The organism is Bauldia sp., assembly GCF_965232525.1.
Lineage (GTDB): Bacteria > Pseudomonadota > Alphaproteobacteria > Rhizobiales > Kaistiaceae > Bauldia.
This window is the reverse complement of record NZ_OZ246980.1, coordinates 2,934,156-2,961,078: the sequence shown is the minus strand read 5'-3', so window position 1 is coordinate 2,961,078 and position 26,923 is coordinate 2,934,156. Positions and strand designations below refer to the sequence as shown.

General features: G+C 63.7%; 26 protein-coding genes and 1 tRNA gene. 9 read left to right on the top strand and 18 right to left on the bottom strand.

Translation table 11 applies throughout. The features are described from left to right. Positions 1-8: 8 nt before the first annotated feature. From era to rpoZ, 8 genes are all read right to left on the bottom strand, one after another. Positions 9-917, bottom strand: coding sequence for a GTPase Era (gene era, locus ACO076_RS14030; protein ID WP_421723457.1), 909 nt, complete (start codon positions 915-917; stop codon positions 9-11). Next, the gene (rnc, locus tag ACO076_RS14025; protein ID WP_421723456.1) at positions 901-1,605 is read right to left on the bottom strand and encodes a ribonuclease III; all 705 of its coding nucleotides are present in this window, start codon (positions 1,603-1,605) and stop codon (positions 901-903) included. The genes era and rnc overlap by 17 nt, the downstream gene beginning before the upstream one ends. Further along, complete coding sequence (gene lepB, locus ACO076_RS14020; RefSeq protein WP_421723455.1) at positions 1,602-2,348, bottom strand: signal peptidase I; 747 nt, start codon at positions 2,346-2,348, stop codon at positions 1,602-1,604. The genes rnc and lepB overlap by 4 nt, the downstream gene beginning before the upstream one ends. 106 nt (positions 2,349-2,454) lie before the next feature. Beyond that, the gene (gene acpS / locus ACO076_RS14015; RefSeq protein ID WP_421723454.1) at positions 2,455-2,862 is read right to left on the bottom strand and encodes a holo-ACP synthase; all 408 of its coding nucleotides are present in this window, start codon (positions 2,860-2,862) and stop codon (positions 2,455-2,457) included. Positions 2,863-2,865: 3 nt separating this feature from the next. Next, complete coding sequence (locus ACO076_RS14010; RefSeq protein ID WP_421723453.1) at positions 2,866-3,429, bottom strand: DUF2062 domain-containing protein; 564 nt, start codon at positions 3,427-3,429, stop codon at positions 2,866-2,868. 4 nt (positions 3,430-3,433) lie between these two features. Beyond that, positions 3,434-4,030 carry an orotate phosphoribosyltransferase gene (gene pyrE / locus ACO076_RS14005; RefSeq protein WP_421723452.1) on the bottom strand — a complete coding sequence of 199 codons (597 nt, stop codon included), beginning with the start codon at positions 4,028-4,030 and terminating at the stop codon, positions 3,434-3,436. Next, positions 4,027-6,312 (bottom strand): RelA/SpoT family protein, encoded by a 2,286-nt coding sequence (locus tag ACO076_RS14000; protein ID WP_421723451.1) that lies wholly within the window; start codon positions 6,310-6,312, stop codon positions 4,027-4,029. Before ACO076_RS14000 ends, pyrE begins: the two co-directional genes overlap by 4 nt. Positions 6,313-6,418: 106 nt before the next feature. Continuing rightward, positions 6,419-6,805, bottom strand: coding sequence for a DNA-directed RNA polymerase subunit omega (gene rpoZ, locus ACO076_RS13995; RefSeq protein ID WP_421723450.1), 387 nt, complete (start codon positions 6,803-6,805; stop codon positions 6,419-6,421). 287 nt (positions 6,806-7,092) lie between these two features. Here rpoZ and ACO076_RS13990 point away from each other — a divergent pair, with 287 nt between their 5' ends. Both ACO076_RS13990 and ACO076_RS13985 read left to right on the top strand, forming a co-directional pair. Beyond that, positions 7,093-7,698, top strand: coding sequence for an NYN domain-containing protein (locus ACO076_RS13990; RefSeq protein ID WP_421723449.1), 606 nt, complete (start codon positions 7,093-7,095; stop codon positions 7,696-7,698). Between the two features lie 18 nt (positions 7,699-7,716). Next, positions 7,717-8,352 (top strand): uracil-DNA glycosylase, encoded by a 636-nt coding sequence (locus tag ACO076_RS13985; RefSeq protein WP_421723448.1) that lies wholly within the window; start codon positions 7,717-7,719, stop codon positions 8,350-8,352. Here ACO076_RS13985 and smpB read toward each other — a convergent pair. Both smpB and dapA read right to left on the bottom strand, forming a co-directional pair. Further along, on the bottom strand, positions 8,349-8,825 hold the full coding sequence (gene smpB / locus ACO076_RS13980; RefSeq protein WP_421723447.1) for an SsrA-binding protein SmpB: 477 nt from the start codon (positions 8,823-8,825) through the stop codon (positions 8,349-8,351). The genes ACO076_RS13985 and smpB overlap by 4 nt on opposite strands. Before the next feature lie 7 nt (positions 8,826-8,832). Next, the gene (gene dapA / locus ACO076_RS13975; protein ID WP_421723446.1) at positions 8,833-9,708 is read right to left on the bottom strand and encodes a 4-hydroxy-tetrahydrodipicolinate synthase; all 876 of its coding nucleotides are present in this window, start codon (positions 9,706-9,708) and stop codon (positions 8,833-8,835) included. Positions 9,709-9,918: 210 nt separating this feature from the next. On the opposite strand from dapA, the gene ACO076_RS13970 reads away from it, so the two are divergent. Both ACO076_RS13970 and ACO076_RS13965 read left to right on the top strand, forming a co-directional pair. Beyond that, the gene (locus ACO076_RS13970; RefSeq protein ID WP_421723445.1) at positions 9,919-12,123 is read left to right on the top strand and encodes a transglycosylase SLT domain-containing protein; all 2,205 of its coding nucleotides are present in this window, start codon (positions 9,919-9,921) and stop codon (positions 12,121-12,123) included. A gap of 25 nt (positions 12,124-12,148) precedes the next feature. After that, on the top strand, positions 12,149-13,144 hold the full coding sequence (locus tag ACO076_RS13965; RefSeq protein WP_421723444.1) for an alpha/beta fold hydrolase: 996 nt from the start codon (positions 12,149-12,151) through the stop codon (positions 13,142-13,144). A 3-nt stretch (positions 13,145-13,147) separates the two neighbouring features. Here the strand turns inward: ACO076_RS13965 and ACO076_RS13960 are convergent, their stop codons facing one another. From ACO076_RS13960 to ACO076_RS13945, 4 genes are all read right to left on the bottom strand, one after another. Continuing rightward, a complete protein-coding gene (locus ACO076_RS13960) occupies positions 13,148-13,972 on the bottom strand; it encodes a hypothetical protein (RefSeq protein ID WP_421723443.1) in 825 nt (274 codons plus the stop codon). Continuing rightward, positions 13,969-14,109, bottom strand: coding sequence for a hypothetical protein (locus tag ACO076_RS13955; RefSeq protein WP_421723442.1), 141 nt, complete (start codon positions 14,107-14,109; stop codon positions 13,969-13,971). Before ACO076_RS13955 ends, ACO076_RS13960 begins: the two co-directional genes overlap by 4 nt. An 11-nt stretch (positions 14,110-14,120) precedes the next feature. Continuing rightward, positions 14,121-16,256 carry an OmpA family protein gene (locus ACO076_RS13950; RefSeq protein ID WP_421723441.1) on the bottom strand — a complete coding sequence of 712 codons (2,136 nt, stop codon included), beginning with the start codon at positions 16,254-16,256 and terminating at the stop codon, positions 14,121-14,123. 319 nt (positions 16,257-16,575) lie between these two features. Then, a complete protein-coding gene (locus ACO076_RS13945) occupies positions 16,576-17,769 on the bottom strand; it encodes a porin (RefSeq protein ID WP_421723440.1) in 1,194 nt (397 codons plus the stop codon). A 520-nt stretch (positions 17,770-18,289) separates the two neighbouring features. On the opposite strand from ACO076_RS13945, the gene ACO076_RS13940 reads away from it, so the two are divergent. After that, positions 18,290-18,381, top strand: a tRNA-Ser gene (locus ACO076_RS13940). 92 nt (positions 18,382-18,473) lie between these two features. Here the strand turns inward: ACO076_RS13940 and ACO076_RS13935 are convergent. Genes ACO076_RS13935 through ACO076_RS13920 form a run of 4 tightly spaced genes read right to left on the bottom strand, consistent with a single transcriptional unit; the run spans position 18,474 to position 22,502 of the window. Beyond that, a complete protein-coding gene (locus ACO076_RS13935; protein ID WP_421723439.1) occupies positions 18,474-19,208 on the bottom strand; it encodes an SDR family NAD(P)-dependent oxidoreductase in 735 nt (244 codons plus the stop codon). 2 nt (positions 19,209-19,210) lie between these two features. Further along, positions 19,211-19,978, bottom strand: a complete 768-nt coding sequence (locus ACO076_RS13930; protein WP_421723438.1) for an SDR family NAD(P)-dependent oxidoreductase — start codon at positions 19,976-19,978, stop codon at positions 19,211-19,213. Continuing rightward, positions 19,975-21,510 (bottom strand): hypothetical protein, encoded by a 1,536-nt coding sequence (locus tag ACO076_RS13925; RefSeq protein ID WP_421723437.1) that lies wholly within the window; start codon positions 21,508-21,510, stop codon positions 19,975-19,977. The genes ACO076_RS13930 and ACO076_RS13925 overlap by 4 nt, the downstream gene beginning before the upstream one ends. A 44-nt stretch (positions 21,511-21,554) precedes the next feature. After that, complete coding sequence (locus ACO076_RS13920; protein WP_421723436.1) at positions 21,555-22,502, bottom strand: N-acetylneuraminate lyase; 948 nt, start codon at positions 22,500-22,502, stop codon at positions 21,555-21,557. A 116-nt stretch (positions 22,503-22,618) separates the two neighbouring features. On the opposite strand from ACO076_RS13920, the gene ACO076_RS13915 reads away from it, so the two are divergent. From ACO076_RS13915 to ACO076_RS13900, 4 genes are read left to right on the top strand one after another with little or no spacing between them, the layout of a single operon-like run. Next, entirely contained in the window at positions 22,619-23,326 is a 708-nt protein-coding gene (locus tag ACO076_RS13915) for an FCD domain-containing protein (RefSeq protein ID WP_421723435.1), read from the top strand. Positions 23,327-23,364: 38 nt separating this feature from the next. Continuing rightward, entirely contained in the window at positions 23,365-24,990 is a 1,626-nt protein-coding gene (locus tag ACO076_RS13910; protein ID WP_421723434.1) for an ABC transporter substrate-binding protein, read from the top strand. A gap of 51 nt (positions 24,991-25,041) precedes the next feature. Continuing rightward, positions 25,042-26,001, top strand: a complete 960-nt coding sequence (locus ACO076_RS13905; RefSeq protein WP_421723433.1) for an ABC transporter permease — start codon at positions 25,042-25,044, stop codon at positions 25,999-26,001. Positions 26,002-26,004: 3 nt separating this feature from the next. Further along, positions 26,005-26,919 (top strand): ABC transporter permease, encoded by a 915-nt coding sequence (locus ACO076_RS13900; RefSeq protein ID WP_421723432.1) that lies wholly within the window; start codon positions 26,005-26,007, stop codon positions 26,917-26,919. The last annotated feature ends 4 nt before the right edge of the window (positions 26,920-26,923 follow it).

Sequence of the window (26,923 nt, the reverse complement as noted above, 5' to 3'; positions counted from 1 at the left end):
CCGAGTTTCTACCGCGGAAAGTCGATGCCCATCGCCCGGTAGCGTTCCGGGTCGTCGGTCCAGTTCTCGCGGACCTTGACGAACAGGAACAGGTGAACCGGCCGCTCGACGATCTCGCCGATTTCCCTGCGGGCGGCAACCGAGATGCCCTTGATCGCCTGGCCGCCCTTGCCGATGACGATCTTCTTCTGGCTGTCGCGGGTGACGTAGATGGTTTGTTCGACCCGCACCGAGCCGTCCTTCTGCTCCTGCCATTGCTCGGTCTCGACCGTGGTCTGGTAGGGCAGCTCCTGATGCAGGCGCTCGAACAGCTTCTCGCGGGTGATTTCGGCTGCGAGCTGGCGCAGCGGCACGTCGCTGACCTCGTCTTCCGGATAAAGCCATGGCCCTTCGGGCATGGCGGCGGCTAGCCAGGTCACCAGAGCGCCCACACCGTCGCCGGTGGTGGCGGAGACCATGAAAGTCTCATCGAAAGTAACGGCGGCGTTGAGCTCGGCGGTCAACGCCAACAGCGCCTCCGGCTTGACCAGGTCGATCTTGTTGAGGACGAGGATTTTGCGTCGCTTCAGCGACGCCAGACGCTCAACCAGCGCCGCGACCTCCGGAACCATTCCCCGCGCCGCGTCGACCAGCAGCGCGATCACGTCGGCGTCCTCGGCACCGCTCCAGGCGGTGTCGACCATCGCTCGATCAAGCCGGCGGCGCGGTGCGAATATGCCCGGGGTGTCGACCAGCACGATCTGCGCAGCCTCAGCCATGGCAATGCCGCGGACCATCGCGCGGGTGGTCTGGACCTTGTGGCTGACGATCGACACCTTGGTACCGACCATACGGTTGACCAGCGTGGACTTGCCGGCGTTCGGCGCACCGATCACCGCGACGAAGCCGCAGCGCGTCGCCTCAGCGGTGTCGGTCACCGATCGATGCTCCTTCCCGGCGCAACATCGCAGTTGCCGCGTCCTGCTCCGCCTCGCGACGACTGCCGCCCGTGCCTTCCGCCGGCTGCAGATCGCCGACCTGAACCGCGACCACGAAGCGGGGCGCATGGTCGGGACCCGAGCGATCGGCGATGTCGTACGTCGGGGTGCCGATGCCGCGCCCTTGCGCCCACTCCTGCAGGGTTGTCTTGGCGTCGCGTAGCGGGCCGCTCCACGAGATCATCCGATCGCGCCAGTGCGCCTTGATGAAGCCGCGGGCAACTTCGATTCCGCCGTCGAGATGGAGCGCACCAATCACCGCTTCGCACACGTCGCCGAGGATCGCCGCCTTCTTTCGCCCGCCGGACTGGGCCTCGCCACTCCCGAGCCGTACGGCCGAGCCGAGGTCGAGGTCGCGGGCGACCGCGGCGCAGCTTTCGTTGCGAACCAACGCGGTCAGCCGGCGCGCCAGTTCGCCCTCACTGGCATTTGGGAACGCGTCGACCAGCATCTCGGCGACCACGAGGCCAAGCACCCGATCACCGAGAAACTCTAGACGCTGATAGGTGGTGCCACCGGGGTCGACGGCGCTGGCATGGGTGAGCGCCGTCTCCAGAAGATGGGGATCGGAAAAGGTGTGGCCGAGGCGCTGTTCAAGCGCGGCTATGCCGGACGCGCGTGCCCTCATTCCACCGTGGTGAACAACCGGTCCCAGCGAACCGTCCACGGCCACCGCCAGAATGCCAGCGGCGAAGCCCGGTCGCCGACCGAGAAGAAAATCGCCTCGGCCCGTCCAACCAGATTCTCGAACGGCACGTAGCCAACACTGCCGAGAACGCGGCTATCGCTCGAATCGTCGCGGTTGTCACCCATCATGAAGAAATGCCCTTCGGGCACTTCGTAGATCTGGGTGTTGTCTGAGGGGAGCATCCCACGGTCAAGAATGGTGTAGCTGACACCGTTCGGCAGGGTCTCCTCGTAGCGCGTGTACTCCCGCCCGGTGTCCTCGTCGATCCACGTGCCAGCCTCCTCCCTCTCCACCGGCGTACCATCGATGTGCAACACGCCATCAACCAACTGGATTGTGTCACCGGGCATGCCGACAACGCGCTTGATGAAGTCGGTCGAGTTATCCCGAGGCTGCTTGAACACGACGACGTCACCGCGAACCGGCTCCTCCGCCCAGATGCGTCCCTCGAACAGGTTGGGTCCGAACGGAAGGCTGTAGCGGCTGTATCCGTACGCGTATTTCGAGACGAACAGATAATCGCCGACCAGCAGCGTCGGCTTCATCGAGCCGGACGGAATGTTGAACGGCTGGAACAGGAGGGTCCGGACCACAAGCGCCAACAGCAGCGCCTCGATGATGATCTTCACCGTTTCGCCGATGCCGCTGCGCTTATCGCGCGTCTTCTCAGTGGCCACGCTCATTATCTCGATCTCGGTCGGGAGGGGGACTTAGTCAATAGCCGCGCCGGCGTCCTCATACCGGCTCGCAGGCGCGCCCGCAACGCCGTGCGGACCAACTGCGGCCGTTTTACGACACCTCCGCCACGCTTGTCTCGATGATCACATAGGCCTGCGCTAAGGGAAACTCGTCCGTGATGGTGAGGTGGATCACGCTGTCGTGACCGTCAGGAAGCAGCTTGGCGAGCCTTTTCGCGGCACCACCGGTCAAGGCCATCGTCGGCTTGCCGGACGGTAGGTTGACGACCCCCATGTCCCGCCAGAACACGCCGGCAGCGATCCCGGTGCCGAGCGCCTTGGCGCAGGCCTCCTTGGCAGCGAACCGCTTGGCATAGGACGCCGCTCGCATTCGGCGGCGCTCGGATTTGGCGATTTCGATAGGTGTGAAGATTCGCGAGATGAACCGGTCGCCGTGTCGGTCGAGCACCTTTTCGATGCGCCGGATGTCGATCAGGTCGTTGCCGATGCCGATGATCATCAGTCAGGACTCCGGTGCGGCCGAGTCGCGCGCCGTTTTCCGCGACGCCAGGCGCTCGCGGCGGGCCGCCTGATACGCACGGACAGCGCCCCGTACGATGAAGTAGGCAAGCGTTCCCGACACCAGTCCAAGCGGTACGGCACCGAGCAGCATCGGCGGCAAGACCGCGAGGATCTCCGACCAACTGGCTTCGGCGAGGTTGCCAAGTGGCAGCTTTGGCGCACCGGGGCCGAGAGCGAGGATATGACTGCCGACCGTGTACGAAAGCCACCACATGAACGGGAAGGTGATCGGATTGCCGACGGCCGTGCCGAAAAACGCGGCGATGGCGTTTCCGCCCATGAGGAAAGCGATGACGATGGCCATGATGAAGTGCAGGCCGAACAGTGGCGTCCACGAGACGAGCACGCCGGCAGCGAACCCGAGGGCGATCGCGTGGGGCGAAGCACTCAGCCGAAGGACGCGCTTGCCGAAATACTTGAGCGACCGCGCCCAACTCCCGCGCGGCCACATCGCGGTCCGGATCTGCTGGGTGCGGCTTTGAGGCTTACGGCGGCGGAACAGCATGGATTCAGGGTGCGAGGTTGCGGCTGCCCGGCTTAACCGCGGGAATCGCCGCCAGTTCCGGCGGCAGCGAATTGGCGGGATAGGCCGGCACCTTGTAGTTGGCGAGCGCCACCAGCGGCACGCCGGTATCTGCCTCGCCGGCCGAACGGTCGATCAGACAGGCCGCGGCGACCACATCGCCTCCAAGATCGCGCACGGTTTCGATCGTCTCGCGGATCGACAAGCCGGTGGTGACAATGTCCTCGACGATTAGCACCCGCGTGCCCTTTTCCATCTCGAATCGGCGCAGTCGGAAGGCGCCCTCCTCCCGTTCTACCCACATTGCCGGCACACCAAGATGACGGGCGGTCTCATAGCCGGGCACGATCCCACCGACCGCCGGCGCGATAATGACATCGACATCACCGAAACCTTCGGCCCGCACCTTTTCGGCAAGTGCGCGGCAGAGCCGTTCGGTCTTGTCCGGATACATGAACACCCGGGCCTTCTGCAGGAATACGGGGCTGCGCAGGCCGGAACTGAGGATGAAGTGGCCTTCCAGGACGGCGCCGGCGCTACGGAAGATATCGATAACGTCGGCTTCGGAGAGAGACACGTTCATGCATGAATCCGGCTGGCGAGGCTGACAACCGGCCGCGCCCGCAACTGGGCGATCAACCGGGTCAGATGCTTCAGATCGAAGACCTCAAGGTCGATCAGCATAACCGAGAAATCGGAGGCCGCCTTGGTGATCTTGAGGTTGGAGATATTTCCGTCGTTGTCGGCGATCACCTGGGCGATCTGTGCCAACGTACCCGGCTCGTTGATTGCCGTCACCTCGATCCGCGCCGGAAACCGTTCATCACTGTCCTCGTCCATCTCCCAGCGCACGTCGAGCCAACGGTCGGGCACGTCATCGAAGGCCTTCAGCGCCTGCGACGTGATCGGGTAGACGGTGACGCCCTTCCCCGGGGTCGTGATCCCGACGATGCGTTCGCCGGGAAGTGCGCCCCCTTCAGCGAACTGAACCGGAATGTCGCCCGCGAGCCCGCGGATCGGGATGGCGCGCCTGGCCTCGCGACCGCCAGCGCCCCCTTTGCGTGACAGACCCGGAACCCTGAACTTCAGCCCGGAGCCGCGGGAAAGCCCGAACCATCCCTCCTCGCTCCGCGCCCGGCCGTGGGCCTGGCGATCTTCCTTGTGATCGGGGAAGGCCGCCTTGAGGACATCGGCGGAGGGAATTTCCCCGCGCCCGACGGCGGCGAGCGCGTCGTCGAGATGGGTCTGGGCGAGTCGCGGCAAGATCGCTGTCATCAGTTCGTCCGAATATTCGCGCTTCGATCGCTCGAATGCCCGCTCGAGGATTCGGCGACCGAGCCCCGCATACTGCTGCCGAACCGCCGTGCGGCTGGCGCGGCGAATGGCGGCCCGGGCCTTGCCGGTCACTACCATCGATTCCCACGCCGCCGGCGGCACCTGGCCCTTGGTACAGGCGATCTCGACCTCGTCGCCGTTATGCAGTTCGGTCATCAGCGGCATCGACCTGCCGTTGATGCGGGCGCCGACGCAGGTGTCGCCGATGTCGGTGTGGACGGCGTAGGCGAAGTCAATGGGTGTCGCCCCACGCGGAAGCGCGATCAGCCGTCCCTTGGGTGTGAAGCAGAACACCTGATCCTGAAAGAGCTCGAGCTTGGTGTGTTCCAGGAACTCCTCGGGGGTGTTGCCCTCGGCCAGCATTTCGATGGTATGTCGAAGCCATTGATAGGCCCTGATCTCGTCGTCCGACCGGCCGGCCGCATGCTTGGCACCGTTCACGCCACTGCCGGTGCCGTTGGCCTTGGCGCCGCCGTTGGCCTTGGTTTTGATAGTGATGCCGTCCTTGTAGAAAGCGTGGGCGGCAATGCCGTATTCAGCGACGCGGTCCATCTCCTCGGTGCGAATCTGAAGCTCCACCCGCTGGCGCCCGGGTCCGATGACGGTGGTGTGGATCGATCGGTAGTCGTTCTGCTTCGGCGTTGAGATGTAATCCTTGAACCGTCCGGGAACGGCCGGCCAGGTACTGTGGACGATGCCGAGCGCGCGGTAACACTCCGGCACGCTCCGCACCACCACACGGAATCCGATGATGTCAGAGAGCTGCTCGAAGCCGACGGCGTGGCGCTCCATCTTGCGAAAAATTGAATATGGCCGCTTCTCCCGACCCCACACTTTCGCTTCGATGCCATTCTCCGAAAACCCGTCGGTGAGTTCGCGTTCGATGCTGGTGATCAGGGTACTGTTGCGCCGCCGAAGCTCGCTGAGTCGTTCCGCAATAGTCGCGCGGGCCTCCGGATTGATCTCCCGAAACGATAGTTCCTCCAGCTCCTCGCGCATGTCATGCATGCCCATCCGGCCAGCGAGCGGCGCGTAGATCTCCAGCGTCTCCTCGGCGATCCGCTTCCGCGACGCTTCCGGCATGAATTCGAGCGTGCGCATGTTGTGAAGCCGATCGGCCAGCTTCACCAGCAGGACCCGGATGTCCGACGAGATGGCAAGCAGGAGTTTACGAAGATTCTCGGCTTGTGCCGCCTTGCGCGACACCAGATCCAGCTTCTGGATTTTGGTCAGACCGTCGACCAGTTGGCCGATGTCCTCGCCGAAGGTCGAGTCGATTTCGGAACGGGTAGCGTCGGTGTCCTCGATCGTGTCGTGCAGCAGCGCCGCCGCGATGGTCGCGTCGTCGAGCTTCAGATCGGTAAGGATCGCCGCGACTTCGAGGGGATGCGAGAAGTAGGGATCGCCGTTGGCGCGCTGCTGCGTGCCATGCTTGCGCATGGCGTACACATAGGCCTTGTTGAGCAGGTTTTCGTCCGCGTTGGGATTGTAACGCGTGACCCGCTCAACCAACTCGTATTGGCGCATCATAGCGCGGGCGTCCGAGGCTTAAGTCCCGCGGAGGCCGCGGGACGGTTATCACTCCGAACAATATAGTGAGCGGCTCGTCTACAAGCTATGAAGGCCGCTACCCGGATCAGAAGTCGTCTGACTTGTCCGGTGGCACCATGTTTTCCAGGCCGCGCAGCAACTCGTCTTCCGACATGCGGTCGAAAGCGACCTCGCCGCCCTCTTCGGCTCCAGCCTGCTTCGGCGCCGCGATCAGCGGGACCGGTTCCGCTTCCGGCTCATCCACTTCCACGTGTTTCTGCAACGAGTGGATGAGGTCTTCCTTGAGATCGTCGGGCGAGACCGTTTCGTCGGCAATCTCGCGAAGAGCAACCACCGGGTTCTTGTCGTTATCGCGATCGACCGTCAGCGGCGATCCGCTGGAGATCATCCGTGCCCGATGACTTGCCAGCAAAACCAGTTCAAAACGATTGTCGACCTTGTCGACGCAATCTTCCACGGTCACGCGCGCCATGGTCAGACTCCTCACAATTGCGGAATTTCGGTGGACATAAGCCGCTTCAATCGGAAAAGCAAGCTGTTACAGTGGAATTGCTCTGGACTGACGTGCCACCCGCGCTATATGACAGACTTATTGGAAGTGCCCGAGTGAATTGGGCGCAATTTGGCGGCGAACATTGACCGGACATTTCCCGGAGATAGAACTTCAACAACAACGTCATGACCGAGGGCCCGCCGCCTTGCCAAAGGGACCTCGCGCCCGCGCACATACCCGCCGACAGCAGAAACGGACCAGACCAAATGTTTGACGAGAGAGAGAAGATTGCCTTGTTCATCGACGGGGCCAATCTGTACGCGACTGCAAAATCACTGGGTTTTGATGTCGACTACAAACGCCTTCTCCAAGAATTTCAAACAAAAGGCTATCTGCTTCGCGCCTACTACTATACCGCTCTGGCTGAAGATCAGGAGTACTCGTCGATCCGCCCGCTGATCGACTGGCTCGACTACAATGGCTACACCGTGGTGACCAAGCCGACCAAGGAATTCGTCGACTCGAGCGGCCGCCGCAAGGTCAAGGGCAACATGGACATCGAGCTCGCGGTCAACGCGATGGAGATGGCCGAGGCGGTCGATCATCTGGTGCTGTTCTCCGGCGACGGCGACTTCCGCTCCGTGGTCGAGGCCATCCAGCGCAAGGGCCGCAAGGTGACGGTCGTCTCCACCCTGTCGACCCAGCCGCCGATGATCGCCGACGAGCTGCGCCGCCAGGCCGACAACTTCGTCGACCTGATCACTCTGCGCGACAAGCTCGGACGCGACCCCGCCGAGCGGCCATCGCGTCAGGCCGAGCGGACCGCACCGACGGATCGCTTCGAGGACGAGTTCGAGGACGAAGAACTCTGACGCGCCGACGACCCGGCGGTGCCCGAAAACCCGGGGCAGGATTGCCCCCTCTGTCCGCGCCTCGTCACGTTTCGTGAAGAATGGCGAGCGAAGGAACGCGGGTGGTTCAACGCCCCCGTCCCCTCCTTTGGCCCTGAAGACGCCCGGCTTCTGGTCGTCGGGCTCGCACCCGGACTGCGGGGCGCCAACCGAACGGGCCGCCCCTTCACCGGCGACTATGCCGGCGACCTGCTTTACGGGACGCTGATTGCGTACGGCTTCGCGACGGGGACGTACAACGCTCGCCCGGACGACGGGCTCGAGATGGTCGACGCCCGGATCACCAACGCGGTGCGCTGCGTGCCACCACAGAACAAGCCGATTGGCGTCGAAATCCGCACCTGCCGATCGTTTCTAGCGGACACGATCGCCGCGATGCCACGGCTTGCCGCGATCGTCACCCTTGGGCGGATCGCCCACGACAGTACGGTCAGCGCCCTTGGCCTCCGTCGCAAGAATGTGCCGTTCGGCCACGGCGCGGTCCATCGCCCGGCATCGGGACCGACGCTCTACGCCAGCTACCACTGCTCCCGCTACAACACGAACACCGGGGTGCTGACCAAGGCGATGTTCCACAGCGTTTTCGCAGCGGTGGCCAAGCAGCTGCGACCCTAACCCCGCTCGCGCATCAGCCGCGCCTTTTCGCGGCCCCAGTCGCGCTTCTTCGCCGTCTCGCGTTTGTCGTGAAGCTGCTTGCCGCGCGCGATGGCCAGCTCGATCTTCGCGCGGCCACGATCGTTGAAATAGATCTTCAGCGGCACGAGGGTCATCCCCTCGCGCTGGACCGCTCCGGCCAAGCGGTTGATCTCGCGCCGATGCAAGAGCAGCTTCCGCGGCCGCCGCGGCATGTGGTTGAAGCGATTGGCCTGATCGTATTCGGGGATGTAGGCGTTGTAGAGCCACATCTCGCCGTCTTTCTCGCCGGCGTAGGAGTCGGTGATGTTGCTGCGCCCCTCGCGCAGCGACTTCACCTCCGTCCCGGTCAGCGCCAGGCCGGCCTCGAAGGTCTGTCCGATTTCGTAGTTGAACCGGGCGCGCCGATTGTCCGCCGCGATCCGCGACGGCACCTTTTCCTTCTTGGCAGCCATCAGGACATCAGTTGATCAGCCCGGCATGAACCATTGCCGAGCGAATCTCCTCGCGAGTCGAATCAGACAGCGGCACCATCGGCAGGCGCAGCTCATAGCTGATCCGGTCGGTCAGCGATAACGCATATTTGATGCCCGCCGGGCTCGGCTCGAGGAACAGCGCGCGGTGGAGCGGCATGAGTCGATCCTGGTAGTCGAGCGCCGTCGTATAGTCACCGGCGAGGCAGGCTTCCTGGAACGCGGCCAGCATCTTCGGTGCGACATTGGCGGTCACCGAGATGCAGCCATGACCGCCATGCGCCATGTAGCCGAGGGCGGTGCCGTCCTCGCCGGAGAGCTGGTTGAACTCCGGCCCCATCGCGTGGCGCTGCAGACTGACCCGATCGATCTTGGCGGTCGCGTCCTTGACCCCTGCGATGTTGTCGAGGGCGAACAGCCGGGCCATCGTCTCCACCGACATATCGATGATGGAACGCGGGGGGATATTGTAAATTATGATCGGAATATCAATGGCATCGTTGATGGCCTTATAGTGTTGGTAGAGCCCCTCCTGACTGGGCTTGTTGTAGTAAGGCGTCACCACCAGCACACCGTCAGCACCGGCCGACTGCGCATGACGCGACAGTTCGATCGCCTCGGCGGTGTTGTTTGATCCGGCGCCGGCGATCACCGGAACCCGACCTTTCGCGACCTCGATGCACATCTCGACGACGTGCTTGTGTTCGTCGTGGGTAAGCGTCGGACTTTCCCCCGTGGTGCCGACGGGAACCAGACCGTGGCTCCCCTCCGCGATCTGCCAATCCACCAGGGACCGGAACGAGTCGTCATCGATCTCGCCATCTCGCATCGGCGTCACCAACGCCGTGATCGAACCCTTGAACATTTTCGCCACACCCTTGCCGGAATTCGGCTGTTTTTCTCAATCGCCGCGACCATATTCCGGGCTGACCGGACGGGCAAGGACGATGCCGGGCCGCAGGCTCGTCAAGTAATCGTTCACTATGGCAGAGTACGGTTCGTTAAGTTTGAGTCCGTCGTAGAAGATCGGCTCCGTGGTGCGTCTTGCCGCGAAGCCACGCAACGAGAGGCCGCGATGACAACGAGTGACCGGAAGCCGGCGATGCGATCGATAGCGGTCTCTGTGGCGACCCTTGCCGTACCGGCGATGGTGTTGAGCGGCTTCAGTGTTCCATCACTCCGGGCCGAAGACGGGACCATCGTTGTTGCCGACATACCGATGCCGCGGCTCAACCCGCAGCGGGTTCATTCCGACGCGAGCCCCGATCTGATCGGCCGGTTTATCGCCCAATCGGACGATATCCATCGCGACGCGATCGAGGACTCCGATGGTCCGGTCGGCGAGTACACCCCAACGGAAGAGAAACCCACCACTGTCGCCTCGGTCGCCGACATGGACACCGTTGGGCTCCGCTACGCGGTGAAATTCCTCGACGAGGGCAACTTCGCCGCGGCGACGGCTGCCGCCTACGCCATGCCCAATCCGGTCGATACCAAGGTGATCGATTGGCTGGTCGCTATCAGCGGCGAAGCCGGCGTCCCCGCCTCCCACGTCGCCCAGAATTGGCGCAAGCTGGCGGACTGGCCCGGTCAGCGTCTCCTCCAGATCCGTTTCGAGGAAGCACTCGTCCGCGAGAAACCGTCGGCGAACGCTGTGATCGAAGCGCTCGCCGACCGCAAGCCGGAGACCGCATCCGGGGCAATCCTGCTGGCGCAGTCCTATCTCGACGCCGGCCGCAAGTCGGAGGCGGCCGCTGTCATCCGCGACTACTGGCGCGAAAAACGCTTCGGCAGCGACGTGGAGGCCAAGCTGCGCAAGGCGTTCGGCAGCCTGCTGACATCGGCGGAATACAAAGCGCGCACCGAGCGCCTGCTCTATGAGGAGCAGAATTCGGCGGCGCTGCGCAACGCCAGGTTCCTCGGCAAAGACGAGCAAGCTCTGGCGGCCGCGGTCGTCGCCGTCTCGAACCGCAAGAACATGGCCAATGCGCTCGGCGCCGTCCCGGCAGCGAAGCGCAAGGACCCGCTCTATATCTATGCGCGGGTGCAGTACCTCCGCCGCGCCGACAAGATGGACGACGCGGCCGAGCTGCTGCTGTCGGCGCCGAGTGACCCTGCCATCCTCGACGGCGACGCCTGGTGGGTGGAGCGGCGTATCATCTCGCGCGCCCTTCTCGACGAAGGCGACGCTCGTACCGCCTACCGAATCGCCGCGGGACACGCCGCGGAAGGCCGGGCCCCGGTCGCGGAAGCCGAGTTTCATGCCGGCTGGTACGCGCTGGAATACCTGAACGATCCGAACACGGCCAAGAAACACTTCGCGGCGATTCATCAGGTATCGACGCGCCCGTTGAGCCAATCGCGCGCCGACTATTGGCTCGGCCGCGCGGCGGAGAAGGCCGGAAACCGTGCCGAAGCCAATCAGGCCTATCAACGGGCCGGGCGGCATCCGACCACCTTCTACGGGCAGCTTGCCCTCGCCCGTCTCGGCGTCGAGCGCCTGCCGATCGCCGCAGTGCCGAAAGCCAGCGGAACGGTCAAGGCGCGCTTCGAATCCCGCGAACTGGTTCAGGTGATCCACCGCCTCGACAGCATCAACCGCGGCGACCGCAACGACATCTTCTACCGGGCGCTGGCCGACCAGCTCACCGATCCGGCGGAGATCGCCCTGCTCGCCGCGATGGCCGAGGAGCACGGCGGACACCAGTTCGCCCTGCAGATCGGCAAGCTCGCTGCCTACCGAGGCCTCGCCGTCGACACGACCGCGTTTCCGACCTCCGCGATTCCCACCTCGGCCAAGACAGGGCGGGTCGAGAAACCGATGGTCTACGCGATCGCCCGGCAGGAGAGCGCCTTCAACCCCGGTGCCGTGTCGAGCGCCGGCGCGCGCGGACTGCTGCAACTCATGCCGCGCACGGCGCAATCGATGGCCAAGGCCGCCGGCCTGCCCTACTCCAAGACACGGCTGACCTCGGACCCCGCCTATAACGCCACACTTGGCGCGACCTTCCTCGGCCGCCTCTATCGCGACTACGAAGGCTCGTTCGTGATGACCTTCGCCGCCTACAATGCGGGACCGAGCCGAGTGAAGGCCTGGGTCGCGAAGTATGGCGATCCCCGCGACCCGAACGTCGATACGGTGAACTGGGTCGAACGGATCCCCTTCACCGAAACCCGGAACTACGTCCAGCGGATCATGGAGAACCTGCAGGTCTATCGGGCCCGGCTCGGATCGCCGGCGCTGACGATCGAGACCGACCTCAAACGCGGCCGGGTTTGAGCCGAAGTCACCGGGATCGAAGCAATTGAACCACCCGGACGACGAGGAAACGGTCGCCCCGTTGCGCCGGGACGTCTTCTACAAGAGCAGTGACGGCCTCTCCCTCCACGTCGCCGACTACGGAGACGTGAACACGCCGTGGCTGCCGGTGGTCTGTTTGTCGGGCCTATCCCGCAACTGTCGCGATTTCGAGCGGCTGGCGCTTCACCTTTCCACCCACCGCCATCGGCCGCGACGTGTGGTGGCGTTCGATTATCGCGGTCGCGGCCGGTCCGAGTGGGATCCCGACACTTCGCACTACAATCCGCTCACCGAGATGAACGACGTGCTCGACGGCATGACCACGCTCGGCATCGACCGGGCCGTCATCGTGGGCACATCACGCGGTGGCATCATCGCGATGATGATCGGGGTCGCCCGGCCGAATGCACTCGCCGGCCTTGTCCTCAACGACATCGGCCCGGTCATCGAGCCGCTCGGCCTCGCGCGGATCAAAGCACGGATCGGCCGCACACCGGCGCCCGACAACTGGAGCGACGCCATCGCCATTCAGAAGCGTCTCCATGAGGCACAGTTTCCGGGACTGAGCGACTCCGATTGGGACGCATTCGTCCGGATGACGTATCGCGACGAAGACGGTCAGCCGGCCAACGATTATCACCCGGCGCTTTCCGAGACACTGGACGGGATCGAATTCGACAGCCCCATCCCTAGCCTCTGGAACGAATTCAACGCACTTGGCGACGTCCCGATCCTGGCGATCCGGGGTGAGCACTCCGACATCCTCAGCGCCGAGACTTTGGCTGAAATGGCCGCCAGTCATTCGCGCTTCGCATCGGTCACCATCGACGGCCAGGGCCACGCGCCGCTGCTACTCCGAACCGCAGTGTTGCAGCGGATTTCCGCCTTCATCACCAACCTCGAGGGGAGCGGGCCGCCGATCGATGCGGTGGTCCCGCGGGATGCGCCCGCTTTCGATCTCGAAACTCAGGACGACATTCCGCCAAGCGACGACGCCTGATCGTCAGGCCGAGTCGGCGAAATCTTCGAAATCGTCTGGATCGATCCCCCGCCGTGATCCCGAGGCACGGCCGATGTCGCCGCCGGTGGTCGCCAGGGCAATGGCCTGACCGATCCAGTCGTCGCGTTCGATGCGCTCGGGGAACGCCAGGTGTTGCGCCACCCAACGGACCTCCGCCGGCGTCCAGGCGGCCATCTGACCAAAGTGGAACACGCCGAAGCTGTTGAGCAGCGCCTCGTTCTTCTTGCCGATGCCGCGGATCTTCTGGAGGTCGTCGGGGACACCGTTGCGCGGCGCCGAAAGCCCCACCGGCCGCATGACCGCGGGCGCTTCGATCGGAGGAGCGGGTGCTGCAAGGTGTTCAGGCTCATTCTCGACTTGGGCCCGCTCGCCCCGCGGGATGGCGGGTTCGATCCAATCGTCGTCGTCCCAATCAGACTCCGCCGGCGCGACGTCTTCCCGTTCGTGGTCCTCGGCAGCGGCAACCGCAGCAGCGGGCGGCTCGGGTCTAGCGGGCAGTAAAGCCGCAGGTGGCGGCCGACGGTCCGGTAACGATACAGTACCGACATGCCGCTGGGGGTAAGCGCCGGGATCGTCGTCGTAATAGACATCTGTCAGCGGTGCGTAGGCTGCCGGCGCCCACACGGGACCCAGCCCCAGCCGGGCCCGAATCCGATCGATCACCCGGGCAACGAAGGCTGCAAGGTCCTCCTGAGCCTCGCCAGCCGGAGAGATCGACAGGAGAACGTAGAGAATTGCCCCAAGCACCCCGCCAACGGCGAACGCGGCAACCAGCAGCAGCCAGACCTCGATCACGTGCCGGATCACCGCTCTTCGCCGCCCCCTTCCAGCCACGCCGTCATGTCGTCGACGTTGCGGGGATCCTGGTACCACCAGCCGACCGCGAGGCCGACGATCAACGCGGCCAGCAGGAAGGGCCAATAGGCGGAAATCAGGTAAAGCATCAGGTCTGGTATCAGCCGGCTTTGGTCGGCGCCACGGTGAACTCGATTCGCCGGTTGGCCGCCTTGCCGTCCTCGGTGTCGTTGTCGGCAATCGGATCGGCTTCACCATAGCCGACCGCGGTCAGCCGCTCCAGACGAACGCCGGCATCGATGAGATACTCCAACACGGCATCCGCCCGCGCCTGGGTGAGCTGCAGGTTGGCTTCCTCCGACCCGTCGGCATCGCTATGGCCGCCGACTTCGACCGCGGCGTCGGTGCACCGCATCAAGGCACCGGCCACCCGGTCAAGAAGAGCGTAACTCTCGGCGGAGATCTCCGTCGATCCCTTGTCGAACTCAACCTGTCCCTGTCGAAGAACCGCATCGACGCGATCACGACATGGGGCAGTGCCGAGCGGTTGCCCGATCTGCCGGGTGACAATGGCGATGTCGGCCTGAAATCCCTCCGGAACCGCCTCGCCGGCCATCTCTGCGATACGGCTCGCCGCACCATCGTGGAAGGTGGTCCCTTCGACGCCAACGACCGTGTCAGTCAATTCGAGCCGGCCGCCAGCGAGCCGTGCCATGGGCGCCAGCGCGCCGGCAATCGCCTCGACCAAACCGTCCGGGGCGCCCCCGGCGAACGCGATTTCGTCCTTGATCAGGACGGTCTCGAACTGCTCTCGTGCGGCATCGATGATCGCCTGTTTGGCGTCACGGGACGGCGCATAGCCGGTGATCACCAAGCCTTCGTTGGTCCGATCAACTGACAGTGTGTAAGGCGAGACTTGAGGCGGGGCGATGTCCGATTCCGCAAGTTCGAGGCTCGCCGGCAAGCGGCGGGCGTTCGCCGCCACCAGCGCCAGGTAGGCATCCGAATCCAGTGCTTCGCCAGCGATCGCGTATTCGTTGTCGTCGAGCGCAACCGATCCCGATCGCATCTGAGCAAGTTGCCCCATGGCGAATTTGATCGCGCCGACCCAGTCGATCTTCGGTCCGCCGGACGCAACCTTGACGTCCGCCGTCACCGACAAGCCGTCGAAAAGCTCGACCGTGAGCGCGTCGAGCTCCGTCCGATCCTCCAGGGACGGAACAAAACCGGTCAAGGTCACCGTTCCGCCGTCGCGTTCGCCGATCCAGCCATAGTCTTCCGCCAAGGCCGGCGTGATTGCGTTGGCGACGATCTGCAGGCCGGCAGGCAGCGTTCCGTCGATCCCACCGACCACCGCTTCGTAGTCCTCGATGCTCCGCGCCGTGCCGGCGACATCAAGGGTCAGCCCGTCAAGCATGACCCCGCCCTCCTCGAGCCGGCCAAGCGCGGTGATGGCGAATGCAGCCGCGTCAGCGAACCCTTCCGGTTCGCCCGATCCGATGTTCATGTTGTCGATCACCGGCAGGTCGGCGACCAACGTCCGGGCCGCGGCAATCAGATCGTCCTTGACGACATCGTTAGGCACGAAGCCGGCCAACGTCAGCGATTCTTCGTCCAGGCTGGCGGACCACACGAACGGATCGGCCCGCGCCGGCAGCAGATCCACCGGCCCCATCGTCAGCCCGCCCGGCACCGCCTCAGCGAGCGCCCCGCGGGCGGCACCGTAGCTCTCAGGCGTTGCGGCGATTCCGGCCACCGACACGGTGCCGTCGGTGATGGTGACAAGTCCATCCGAGAGTTCCGCGAGACGGTCCAGCGCAAAGCCGGCCGCCGACCCGAAGCCGGGCGCCGCGCCGCGGGCGAGGTCCATTTCATCCCGGATCTCGGCATCCGGCAAGGCGCGCCGAGCCGTGGCGAGTACGGCATTGCGCGTCGCTTCCGAGGGCACATTGCCGTTCAGTTCGATCACCGGTCCGGTTCGCTGGGCCGACCAGATATAGGGCGAAGCGATCGGCAGAAGACCGGCTTCGTTCGCCACCGACGCGACGCCCGTCACACCTTCGGCGGCGAGTGCGGCCTCGTCGCGGAGTTCCGGCGTCGGGGCCGTGCCGAGAAGCGTCACATCACGGCCGGACACCGTGACTTGGGCCCAGTCATACCCGTCTGTTGCCAATCGAGCGCCGACCCGGTTGCCCAGATCGCCCTCGATCTCCCCGGTCCGCAGGAACACGGCGAGCAGAATCAGGATGGTCGTCGCTGCGAGTCCGGGCCGCACCCATCTTCGCCAGTTCGACATGCCACAAGTCCCTCGAAATTCAACAGCGCCGCCCGCAATGGGCAGTCTAGCAACAAAACGCTTTGGTCGACCGATTTATCCGACCGACAATATCAATATGATCCAACGTGGGAATGCGACGAATGTGTGGAACCGGCCGGTTCCCTTACAGAAATCGGCAACCGGCCGCACCGTCCGGCGGGTCACAGGTGTCGCTTGGCGCGGACGAGAAGCCGTCGAGGCGCCCAACGCTGCCCATCAACACTTCGCCCCACCCAACACATAAGAAAAGCCCGGCGGATCGCTCCGCCGGGCTTCGGATTAGGTATAGACCGTCAGATCAGAATTCTGTCTTCCAGCGAACGTGGCCCGCGAGAGAGTCATCGCTACCTTCCGGATCTTTGTAGAGCAACTCAGCACCGATCTCTGAGTTCCCGGACGGGTAGTAGTAGAGGCCAATAGCGCCCTCAAAAACACCGTACTTACCCTTGCCATCAGCCTTGTCCTGATAACTTGCAGTTGCTGCAGTTTTCAGATTACCCGACAACATGGCACTAGCCGAGATAAACGCACTCCACCATTCGCCGTCATCACAAGTAGACAGCGACGGCGGAACCGTGGTGGTGTCCAAAGTCGTGGAGCAGTTGCTGCCACCAGTGAAGCTCTTCGCATTGTCTGAGTATGCGCCAGTCGCTTTCAGCTGGAACCCACCAAAGTCCGCTTCGGCGGTGAGGTTCACACCCCAACCAGTGTCGTTGGTCCGATCAGTAATCGCCGCAGCAGCCTTAACATCGAAGCCAGCGACACCGCCGGTCAGTGCCAGAACGATGTCCGGATAGTCACCAGTTGCGTTCTTCGGGCCAGCGTAGCGATCCCTCGGGTCTTCGAGACCGAGCATAATGCCCCAAGTGCCCATCATGTAGGAAAGACGGGCCTGATCGACCTTTTTATCCGACCGAATTGAACCGTCATAGGTGTAGCCTCCGCCCGGATCGAACAGAGAATCTGTCCAACCAAACATGACCGGACCGATCTGACCGTAACCACCGTCGAAACGAACGGTTTTGGTCGAGCCGTCAAAGTCGTTGTTATCTGACTTCGTCGTAAACGCGAAGTGCGTGACGATCGGCCCCAGATCACTCATCGACTTGGCAGTGAAGTTCACCGCAGCTTCGGACTTGAACTCCCACGATGCTCTGTAGAAATCCTTCACCCAAACATCTTCAGCAACCTCTGGGCTATCAAGCGACTCGAACGCGTCTCCGCTGTCTGGGTCATAACCCTCTGCCCAGTTAGCGAAATTGAAATAGTTTCCGACATCGTCGTCATCGTAGAACCACATATCCAGCTGGATCTTACCGCCGATCTTCAGGCAGACATCCGTGCCGGGAATGTAGTAGTAACCAGTGCCAAAGGCATCGCAGACTTTCACGTAGTCGATGGGCTCGACAGCGAGAGCGAGGTCCGCAGCCTGGGCACCACCGGTGACCGCTACGGCGGCCGCAGTACCAAGGAGAAGGCTCTTCAGTTTCATTTCCTGACCTCCAAAGCTTATCCCAAGGGATAGGTTCGGTCTTCCCTGTGCTCTCGGATCCAGTACCCCGATCCGTTTGAGAGCCGCTGCGAAGTCTCGCCCAGTCCCCGCGAGCTGTTCTGGTAAACTCACGCCCCAAGGCAACTACCAGAACAACGCGAACCCCGGAAATCCGCGATCCGTGAGTCGCACCTTATCCACGCCGCTCGACGGTGCAACGGGAAATGGCCGTTCCGGGGGCCTCAGCCCTGGTTTTGCCCATCCATGTTGCAGAATTAGCACGATTGACGGGGCGGGAGCCACGTTTTGGCGCCTCCATCGCAGGAATCGACCGGGGAGATCGGCCATCTGTTCGAGTGACGAGCCGCACCGTCGGCGCGCGCGGCGGTCCTGAAACGCCCGAATCCCGGTCGCGACGCCGGCGATTCTGATCATGGACATCCCTCGATTCGGTCCGACATTCGCCGAAATGCCAACCTCGGCTTGATCGCGTGCCGACACAAGGGTATCCCGGCGATGTGGAGAGGTGGCCGAGTGGTCGAAGGCGCTCGCCTGCTAAGCGAGTATACGGGTTAAACCGTATCGTGGGTTCGAATCCCATCCTCTCCGCCATCCTTTCCCAATTGCGCTGATGGCTGCGTCGCGTCGATTTACGCCAGCAACCACCGCCAACGACAAGTTGGTCCGCTGGTTGTCTTCGATCATCAAATACCGCCTGTGACGTCGAGATTGACGCCCGTAACGTAAGAGGCTTCTGGCCCACACAGCCATATGACCATCGCCGCGATCTCTTCAGGCGATGCAAGGCGCCCAAGCGGCACCCGATCGGCGGCGCGTTCACGGGCGGCCGGAAGGCCGATGCTGTCGTCGAAGATTTCCGTCTCGGTCATGCCCGGCCGGACACCGCAGACGCGGATGCCCTCCGGCGCCAGTTCTCTCGCCAGGCCGAGCGTCAGGGAATCGAGCGCCCCCTTACTGGCAGCATAGAGCGAACCCTGCGGCCCACCGCCGGTCTGGGCCGATACCGAGGAGATATTGACGACAATACCGCCGCGACCCGCCATCCGCCGCGCGGCCTCGCGCGCCGCAATCATCGCGCCGCGGACGTTGACGGCGAACAGCCGGTCAAAGTCGGTGGTGTCGAATTCGGTGATCGAGGTCATCTTGATGATGCCGGCATTGTTGACCAGCGCACGAACCGGACCGAGCTGATCATCGACCGCGGTGAACAGACGCTCCACATCCGCTTCCTTGGCCATATCGGCCTGAACCGTGATCGCGCGGCCGCCGCTGTTCCGTATTTCTGCGGCAACCGCCTCGGCGGCCTCCTCGCCAAGCCTGAAGTTCACCGCGACATCCCATCCGGCCCGTCCGGCTCGTTGCGCGATCGCCGCGCCAATCCCCCGGCTCGCCCCGGTCACGATCATCACATCGGCCATCATCAGACCTCCGGGGAGCCGCCGATCAGGCTAAGGAGTCCGCCGTCGACGCGGATGAGTTCGCCGGTGAGAAAACTGGCCTTGTCAGACAAGAGGAACGCTACGACCGCGGCAATCTCATCGGCCGCGCCGATCCGGCCGGTCGGGTTCATGCGGTGGAGGATGCGCTCCAGTCCCGCCGGGTCGTCGGCCATCGCAATCGTCTTGCGCAGCATTGGCGTATCGATCGCCCCTGGCGCGACGATGTTGGCGCGAACGCCCTCGGCAGCATGGTCCACCGCGATAGCACTGCACAGTCCATGCATGCCGTGCTTGGCGGTGACATAGGCCACTGCCCCTTGCTGGGCGGCGAGGCTTTGCCCCGATCCCATGAACACGATCGCGCCGCCGGTGTCCCGGAGCGCCGGCAACGCTGCCTTGGCCGCCAGGAACGCCCCGGTGAGGTTGACGTTGATCGTGCGATCCCAGAGTTCGAGGCTCGTCTCCTCGGCGGTGCCATAGGTCTGGATGCCGGCGTTGTGGGACAACCCGTCGAGGCGACCGAATCGGTCGCGGGCGAGCGCAACCGCGGCCTGGCAGTCGGCGAGATCGGCGACTGATCCGGTGATGGCCAAGATATCGTCGGGTCGGCCGAGCGCCTCGGTTAGCGCTGTGAGACGCGCGGTGTCGATATCCATCAGGACAAGCCGGTGGCCGTCTTCGGCCAAGACTCTGGCAGCCGCCTCACCGATGCCGCTGGCGGCGCCGGTGACGAGCGTGACCTTGTTCATGACCCAGGCTCCGCTGGCCGGTCTCGCGTGTGCTGGAAACCCGGTCCGCCGGCCGCGACATGACCGCCGCTTTCGCCGGTTGGGTACGCACTGACCCAGAAGGCATAGAGGCTGCCGGAGAAAAGCTCGAACTGGAGTCGCACCGGCCGCCCGCGCATGGCCGGGAGATCCGCTCCGCGCCATCGGACGGCAAGCTGCGTCCCGTCGCCGGTCACCGGCTCGCAGTCGCTCAGACAAAAACCGGGGATCGGATTGTTCGTCTCGTCGAGGACCGCGACCCGCAGCCGCCCGCCCGGCGCCTCAAGATTGACGAACAGGTGCGCGCCGGAAAAGCGCACCGGGCGCGTCACGAGCATACCGCCGTCCCGATCCGCATCGAGACTGGCGAAGCCGTCCCGCCGCAGGACCGCAAGCCCCGTCGCCCCGTTCCCGTCCCAGAACCCGTCCCATCGGCCGCGGCCGCTGTAATAGAAGCGGAGTTCGTCTCCGATCACGCAGAAGCCGCCGCCGACCGACTGGATATTGCCCCAGTCCCATGCCCCGTCCCGCTCCTGGGCGCGAATGAAGGGACCGCGGTCGGGGCGATCCCAATGAAATCCGTCCCGGGAGAAGCCAAGCGTGATCTGATTGCGCTTCTGCAGGCCTTTGTCGGCGCAGACATCGTTCTCCGGCCCCTGGTGCACCGAAAACAGCCCCACCATCAGACCTTCATAGGGTGTCGCGTCGAGGGTGTAGAGCTGGGCTGGCTGGTCCGGCCAGGCCGGATTGGGCGGATCGAGATCGTCCGCACCGACCCATGGAACGGCATCACCGATGTGAGCGAGTCCATCGGCGAGGTCGGTGTGCTCGAAGAAGCTGCGCACCCGGTATGGCTGGCTGCCCGGTTCCTTCTGCCACCCGATGTCCCTCAGCGAATAGACCCATGTCCCTCGAAACGGATCGCGCCAGAACGTCGAGCGGTCGCCCGTCGCGTCTTTGACCGGACTCTCCGCGCGCTTGGTCCAATGCACGCCATCCGGCGAAGCGTAGTAGGTCAGGGTGAAGGCGAAAGTGCCGGTCGCCTCGCCGACCAGCGGTTCGGTCATCGACAGCTTTTTTTTCACCGTCTGGATCATTTTGAACCGTTCGGCCGGGTCGCCGTCGGGATCGCGCCACACCGTCGAGCTGTCGCGCGGGACGTCGAGCACGATGTTGGTCTGGGGAACGACATCGAGGATCGGCCGCTCCCACCGTATGCCGTCGCGTGACGTGGCCATGCAGGTGCACCACATCTCATTGCCGGCATACCAGAGCTTGAACAGTCCTTCGTCAGGGTCGAACCACGCCCCGTCACTGAAGGGCATCGCGAACGGAACGTGCCCGGTCTCCCACACAGCTTCCGGCTTCAGCAGCGGATTGTCCGGATGCGGGATAGGGCGATGGAAGGTCCGGGTCAGCGACCGCCGTTCGACCAGCAGGTCATCGACAAACAATTGTCGCGCACCGTCAATGGTGATGACCGGCGGAGGCGGGTCGAGATACGGCACGGGCATCGGGGTGCGCGATACCGGTGGGGATTTCGGCACTTGGGTCACGTTCAGGCGGCGATGCGCATTTCCGCATCCAGCCACGCGTCGAGCTTTGCCAGCGCGTGGGACGGCGCCGGTCTGAATGGACGGCGACACGGCCCAACCGGCACGCCAACTTTGGTCATCGCGTATTTGAGCCCCTCGACGACGCCGGTCTCGAGCAGGATCTTGATGAGCCCATGCGACTTCGCCTGAAGGCGTCGGGCTGTCTCCAGATCGCCAGCGGCAACCGCCCGCTGGATGCCAACATAGACATCGCCGATCAGATTGTAGGTGCTGCCGATGCCGCCGTCAGTACCCGCGGCGACTGCGGCGATAAACATCTCGTCTGAACCGAAGAAACACTTCTTGTCCGGCACCGCTTCGCGAAGACGGGTGAATTCGAACAAGTCCTTGGCGGTATACTTGATCCCGGCGACCGACGATTCCAGTAACAGTCCGATCAGTTCGTCGGTCTGGAGCGCGACGCCGGTCAGCGCCGGTATGTTGTAGACCATCAGCGGCAGGCCCGCCGCGTCGGCGATCGCACGGTAGTAGTCGGCGATCTCGTCGAACGAGAACTTATAGTAAAAGGGCGGCACCGCGGCGACCGCGTCGTATCCGGCGTCCGCGGCAATCCGCGCGAGCGCGACGGCGTCGTGGGTGGAGGCCGCGCCAACATGGGCGATCAAAGCGCCCCGTCCCTGGGCGGCCGCCGACGTCGCGCGCAGGACCTCGGCTCGCTCGTCGCGGCTCATTAACATGGCCTCGCCGGTGCTGCCGCCGACATACAAGCCGTCCACGCCGCGCGAGAGGATGAAGTCTGCCAAGGGCTCAATGGCCGCGGTCGCGACACCGGCGTCCTCGGTCAATGGCGTCAGCATCGCCGCATGAATCGAGCCAGGTATTTCCATCACCCCCTCTTCCGGACGCCCGGTCAGGCGTTCCAGCGGCGAGGCATCTGTGCCCGCTCGCATTTCCGGATTCAAGGTTAGGCTCGCCCTCTCCTCCTGGTCAACCAAATTTCTAATATGGTCTACAGAACTTGCAATTTTGCTTGCCTTTTGTGACATTTTGGTTGACCCTGATCGGCATGAACTTGCAGACCACGTCTCATCAAATCGCCGAGGCCTTGGCAGCCGATGTCCGAGGCGGAGTGTTGGCACCCGGCGAAATGTTCCCCTCCGAGCGGGACCTTTGCGAACGGTTCGGCGTTGGTCGAAACGTCGTCCGCGGCGCCATTGGCAACCTGCAGGCGATGGGTCTGATCGAACAGCAGCACGGCCATCGGCCACGGGTCGCCGCGCCGAACCTGTCGAGCGTGGTCTTGGGTGTCCGAGACGCGGCGCGCTTCTTTCTCGCCGGCACCGAAGGCCGTGCGCATCTCGAACAGGCGCGGCTGTTTCTCGAGACCAGCCTCGTGCGCCATGCGGTTCATCACGCCACCAACGCCCACGTCGCGCGCATGATCGAGGCAATCGAGGAGTGCGACGTCTCAATCAGCGACAGCGACGCGTTCCGCAACGCCGATGTCCGATTTCATCGCGTCCTGGCGGAGATTCCCGGCAACCCGATCTTCGTCGCGCTGCACGAGGCGTTTGTCGAGCGGTTGATGAAGGAGCGCACGCTACCGAGCAACTTCGACAGCTACATCCGCCGCAGCAATGAGGAGCACAAGCAGATCGCGAGCGCGATTCTCGACAAGGATGCCGATCGGGCCGAGGCGATCATGACCGAACACCTGGCGCGAAACTTTGCGTCCCATTTCCGCGATGCACTGGCCGGCTCGGAGGCGCCCTGAGCAACCGATCCGACATCATTCATAAGGGAGGAAACAACATGAAACGCTTGATTGGTGCCCTGGCACTGTCGACAGCTCTGTCGCTTGCCGCGCAACCGGTATTGGCCGAGGCCGCCGACAACCCACTGGCGGACGAACGCGTCCGGCAGGCGATCGCCTATGCGCTCGACATGGACACGATCGTCGACACGCTGTTCGAGGGCAAAGCGATCGTCGCCGACTCAATGATCCCGAACGGCGCCTGGAAAGCCGACGGTCTTAACGACTACGCCTATGACCCGGACAAGGCCCGGCAGCTGCTCGAGGAGGCCGGTTGGGATGAGGACTATGTCCTCGACGTCGTCTACTATTACGGCGATCAGTTGACGGTCGATCTGATGACGACGGTCCAGGCCTATCTCGCCGACGTCGGCATGCAGATGACCTACCGCAAGCTGGAAGGGGATGTCATCGGCGAACTCACCGGCGTTCCCGACGATCCCAAATCCGATACGTCCAAGGTGAGCTGGGACATCGCCTACGGCGCCAAGGCTGCGCTGGTGCTGCACGAGTACTACAACGTCTATCTCGACGGGAAGAGCGCCTATACGCCGTCAGAGGAAGACCGCAACGAGCTGCTGCGCCGCATCAACGGCACTGCCAACCTGGACGAGCAGAAGGTCGCCTTCCAGGATTTCCAGCGCCTTGAGAACGTCGATCTGTCGGATATCCCGCTCTACTATCAGCAGATCTACATCTTCGAGAGCGATCGCCTCGACCGCAACGGCGGCCCCTATGGCAATGAGCAGTTCAACTACGATTGGAACATCGTCAATTGGACGATCGAGCCGGACGACGAGGGTCGCGAAATTCTCTACACCAACAAGGGGCCGATCCAGTTCTTCACCCAGCCCTGGCTCAATCCTGGCCTGACCACCGGCGCGAAAGTTCTCTACGACCGGCTGCTGACCGCCAACGCCTCGCTGGTTCCAACCGACGGCCAGTTGGCCGAGGACGTCCAGGTGTTGGACGGGGGCATGAAGGTGATGTTCAAGATCAGGGATGACGCGACCTGGCACGACGGCACGCCGCTGACCGGCGAGGATCTGTCCTGGTCGATCCATACGGCGCTGAAGGTGCCCTCGCTCAACGGCGTGTTCGCGAACACCTTCCAGTCGATCGAAGGGGCGAACGCCTACAAGGACGGCGGAGCCGACAGCATCTCGGGCCTAGCCGTCGACGGCAACACGGTCACCCTCACCTTCGAGACGCTCGACCCGAATGTGCTGGTCACCTTCAGCCAGTTCCCGCCGCTGCCCAAACATAAGCTCGACGGCGTCAATCCGCTGGAGTTCCAACAGCACCCGTTCTGGCAGAACCCCATCGGCTCCGGTCCCTACCGGGTCGAGGAGGTGCAGATGAACGACTTCACCCGGTTCGTCCCCTATGAGGACTACTATGGCGGGGTCGCCAACATCGACGAGATCGTCGCCTTCCCCAGCGAAGACAACGATCCGAACGTAGTCAAGAACGCCGCCGCCGGACGGCTGGACTACGGCTTTACCAAGTCCGTTCCCGACGTTCAGGCGCTGGAAGGCATGGACCACATGCGGGTGATTCCCGCCGACATCATGTACACTCGCTCGCTGCGGGTGAACGCGTTTCCGAAGAAGCCCGCGAGCTGATCAACCCATCGGAACGGCCCCGAGGGGCCGTTCCAAGGCTCAGCAGGGATCATGCTGACCTACGTCATCCGACGCATCCTGGCGTTGGTTCCAATGCTGTTGGCGATCAGCTTCCTGGTCTATCTGGGGCTGGAACTGACGCCCGGCGACGCGGTCAGCTACATGATCCCGCCAGACGTCGCCGGCAACCTATCGGCCGAAGATCTCGACGCACTGCGCGAACAACTGGGTCTCAATCGGTCGTTTCTGGAACGCTACGGCATCTGGCTCGTCAATGTCCTGCAGGGCAATTTCGGACACTCGCTGGAGGGCGGGGTGCCAATCAAGGACATTTTCCTCGACCGGCTGCCGGCAACGCTTGAACTGTCGGGTTTTGCGATTCTCGTTTCCACCGTCGTCGGCTGCACGCTCGGAACGATCAGCGCGTTGAAGCGCGGCAGCGTGACCGACAACGGGCTGACGGTCTCCGGCATGCTCGGCGTCTCGGTCCCGGAGTTCTTCTTTGGGCTCGTCGCCCTGTCGTTCTTCGCGCTCTATCTGGAATGGTTGCCGGTCGGCGGCCGCCTGATGCCCGGCTACGACAGCTTCTGGGATCGGATGCCCCATCTGATCCTGCCCGGTATGGTGCTCTCGCTGATGATGACCGCCGGCGTGATGCGGTATTCGCGCGCGGCGATGCTCGACGCGCTCGGCCGGGAGTACATCCGCACCGCGCGGGCCAAGGGTCTGCCCGAATGGCGCGTCAACATCATGCATGGTCTACGCACCGCGCTGACGCCGGTGATCGTCCTCATAGGTTTCCGGCTGCCGACCCTGATCGGCGGCACGGTGATCATCGAACAGATCTTCCAGTGGCCGGGAATCGGCAACGAGTTCATCGGCGCGGTGCGCGGCCAGGACTACCCGCTGGTGATGATGATCGCGCTGTTCTCGGTGCTGGCGATGCTGCTCGCCAGCCTGATCATCGACGTCCTCACCGCCCTTCTCGATCCCCGCGTCCGGCTGGAGTGATCCATGTCCGACGCCGCGATCAACGCCAAGTTCGACAAGATCCGCGCGCTGGAGGAAGCCGGCAAGCTGCGTGCACGCACCGGCAGCCGGGCGCTCCGCAAGCTGACCTCCAACCGCCTGGCGGTGTTCGGCCTGGTTGTGTTTTCGATCATCGTGCTGGCCAGCATCTTCGCGCCGCTACTGACCAGCCAGGACCCGGCGCAGATCGACCTGCGCGATCGCCTCCAGCCACCGTCGTGGGAACACTGGTTCGGCACCGACATGACCGGCCGCGACGTCTTCGCCCGGGTCCTCTATGGCGGCCGCATCTCCATATTGGTCGGCCTCGGATCGGCATTGATCGCAGCGGTCATCGGCGTCGGAATCGGCGCCTATAGCGGCTACAAAGGCGGCTGGCTCGACGCCATCGTGCTGCGGGTGTCGGAGGCGTTCATGTCCTTCCCGCAGATCATCCTGGTGCTGCTGCTGGTGTCGATCGTCGGCCAGAGCCTGATCAACCTGATCGTCATCTTCGTCATCACCGGCTGGGGGCCGATGTACCGGCTGACCCGGGCGCGGATGCTCTCGCTCAGGGAGGAAGAGTACGTCCAGGCGCTGCGGGCGTTTGGCGTGTCGACGTTCAAGATCTGCTACAAGCACATGCTGCCGAACGCGCTCGGCCCGATCATGGTCAACATCACGCTGACCACGGCGATGTTTATTCTCGCCGAAGCCGGACTGTCGTTCCTCGGACTGGGCGTACCGCTCAACATCCCGACCTGGGGCAACATCCTCAATGCCGCGCAGGACCTGCGCATCCTGCAGAACTATTGGTGGATCTGGCTGCCGGTCGGCACGGTGATTTCGCTCTTCGTGCTGTCGGTCAACTTCATTGGCGACGGGTTGCGCGACAGCACCGACCCGACCCAGCAGGGGTGACGGG

Coding starts and splice junctions, on each gene's coding strand:
- rnc (WP_421723456.1), bottom strand. CDS start 1,605: ATGAGGGCACGCGCGTCCGGCATAGCCGCGCTTGAACAGCGCCTCGGC.
- lepB (WP_421723455.1), bottom strand. CDS start 2,348: ATGAGCGTGGCCACTGAGAAGACGCGCGATAAGCGCAGCGGCATCGGC.
- acpS (WP_421723454.1), bottom strand. CDS start 2,862: ATGATCATCGGCATCGGCAACGACCTGATCGACATCCGGCGCATCGAA.
- ACO076_RS14010 (WP_421723453.1), bottom strand. CDS start 3,429: ATGCTGTTCCGCCGCCGTAAGCCTCAAAGCCGCACCCAGCAGATCCGG.
- pyrE (WP_421723452.1), bottom strand. CDS start 4,030: ATGAACGTGTCTCTCTCCGAAGCCGACGTTATCGATATCTTCCGTAGC.
- ACO076_RS14000 (WP_421723451.1), bottom strand. CDS start 6,312: ATGATGCGCCAATACGAGTTGGTTGAGCGGGTCACGCGTTACAATCCC.
- rpoZ (WP_421723450.1), bottom strand. CDS start 6,805: ATGGCGCGCGTGACCGTGGAAGATTGCGTCGACAAGGTCGACAATCGT.
- ACO076_RS13990 (WP_421723449.1), top strand. CDS start 7,093: ATGTTTGACGAGAGAGAGAAGATTGCCTTGTTCATCGACGGGGCCAAT.
- smpB (WP_421723447.1), bottom strand. CDS start 8,825: ATGGCTGCCAAGAAGGAAAAGGTGCCGTCGCGGATCGCGGCGGACAAT.
- dapA (WP_421723446.1), bottom strand. CDS start 9,708: ATGTTCAAGGGTTCGATCACGGCGTTGGTGACGCCGATGCGAGATGGC.
- ACO076_RS13970 (WP_421723445.1), top strand. CDS start 9,919: ATGACAACGAGTGACCGGAAGCCGGCGATGCGATCGATAGCGGTCTCT.
- ACO076_RS13955 (WP_421723442.1), bottom strand. CDS start 14,109: ATGCTTTACCTGATTTCCGCCTATTGGCCCTTCCTGCTGGCCGCGTTG.
- ACO076_RS13950 (WP_421723441.1), bottom strand. CDS start 16,256: ATGTCGAACTGGCGAAGATGGGTGCGGCCCGGACTCGCAGCGACGACC.
- ACO076_RS13945 (WP_421723440.1), bottom strand. CDS start 17,769: ATGAAACTGAAGAGCCTTCTCCTTGGTACTGCGGCCGCCGTAGCGGTC.
- ACO076_RS13935 (WP_421723439.1), bottom strand. CDS start 19,208: ATGGCCGATGTGATGATCGTGACCGGGGCGAGCCGGGGGATTGGCGCG.
- ACO076_RS13930 (WP_421723438.1), bottom strand. CDS start 19,978: ATGAACAAGGTCACGCTCGTCACCGGCGCCGCCAGCGGCATCGGTGAG.
- ACO076_RS13925 (WP_421723437.1), bottom strand. CDS start 21,510: ATGCCCGTGCCGTATCTCGACCCGCCTCCGCCGGTCATCACCATTGAC.
- ACO076_RS13920 (WP_421723436.1), bottom strand. CDS start 22,502: ATGCGAGCGGGCACAGATGCCTCGCCGCTGGAACGCCTGACCGGGCGT.
- ACO076_RS13915 (WP_421723435.1), top strand. CDS start 22,619: ATGAACTTGCAGACCACGTCTCATCAAATCGCCGAGGCCTTGGCAGCC.
- ACO076_RS13910 (WP_421723434.1), top strand. CDS start 23,365: ATGAAACGCTTGATTGGTGCCCTGGCACTGTCGACAGCTCTGTCGCTT.
- ACO076_RS13905 (WP_421723433.1), top strand. CDS start 25,042: ATGCTGACCTACGTCATCCGACGCATCCTGGCGTTGGTTCCAATGCTG.
- ACO076_RS13900 (WP_421723432.1), top strand. CDS start 26,005: ATGTCCGACGCCGCGATCAACGCCAAGTTCGACAAGATCCGCGCGCTG.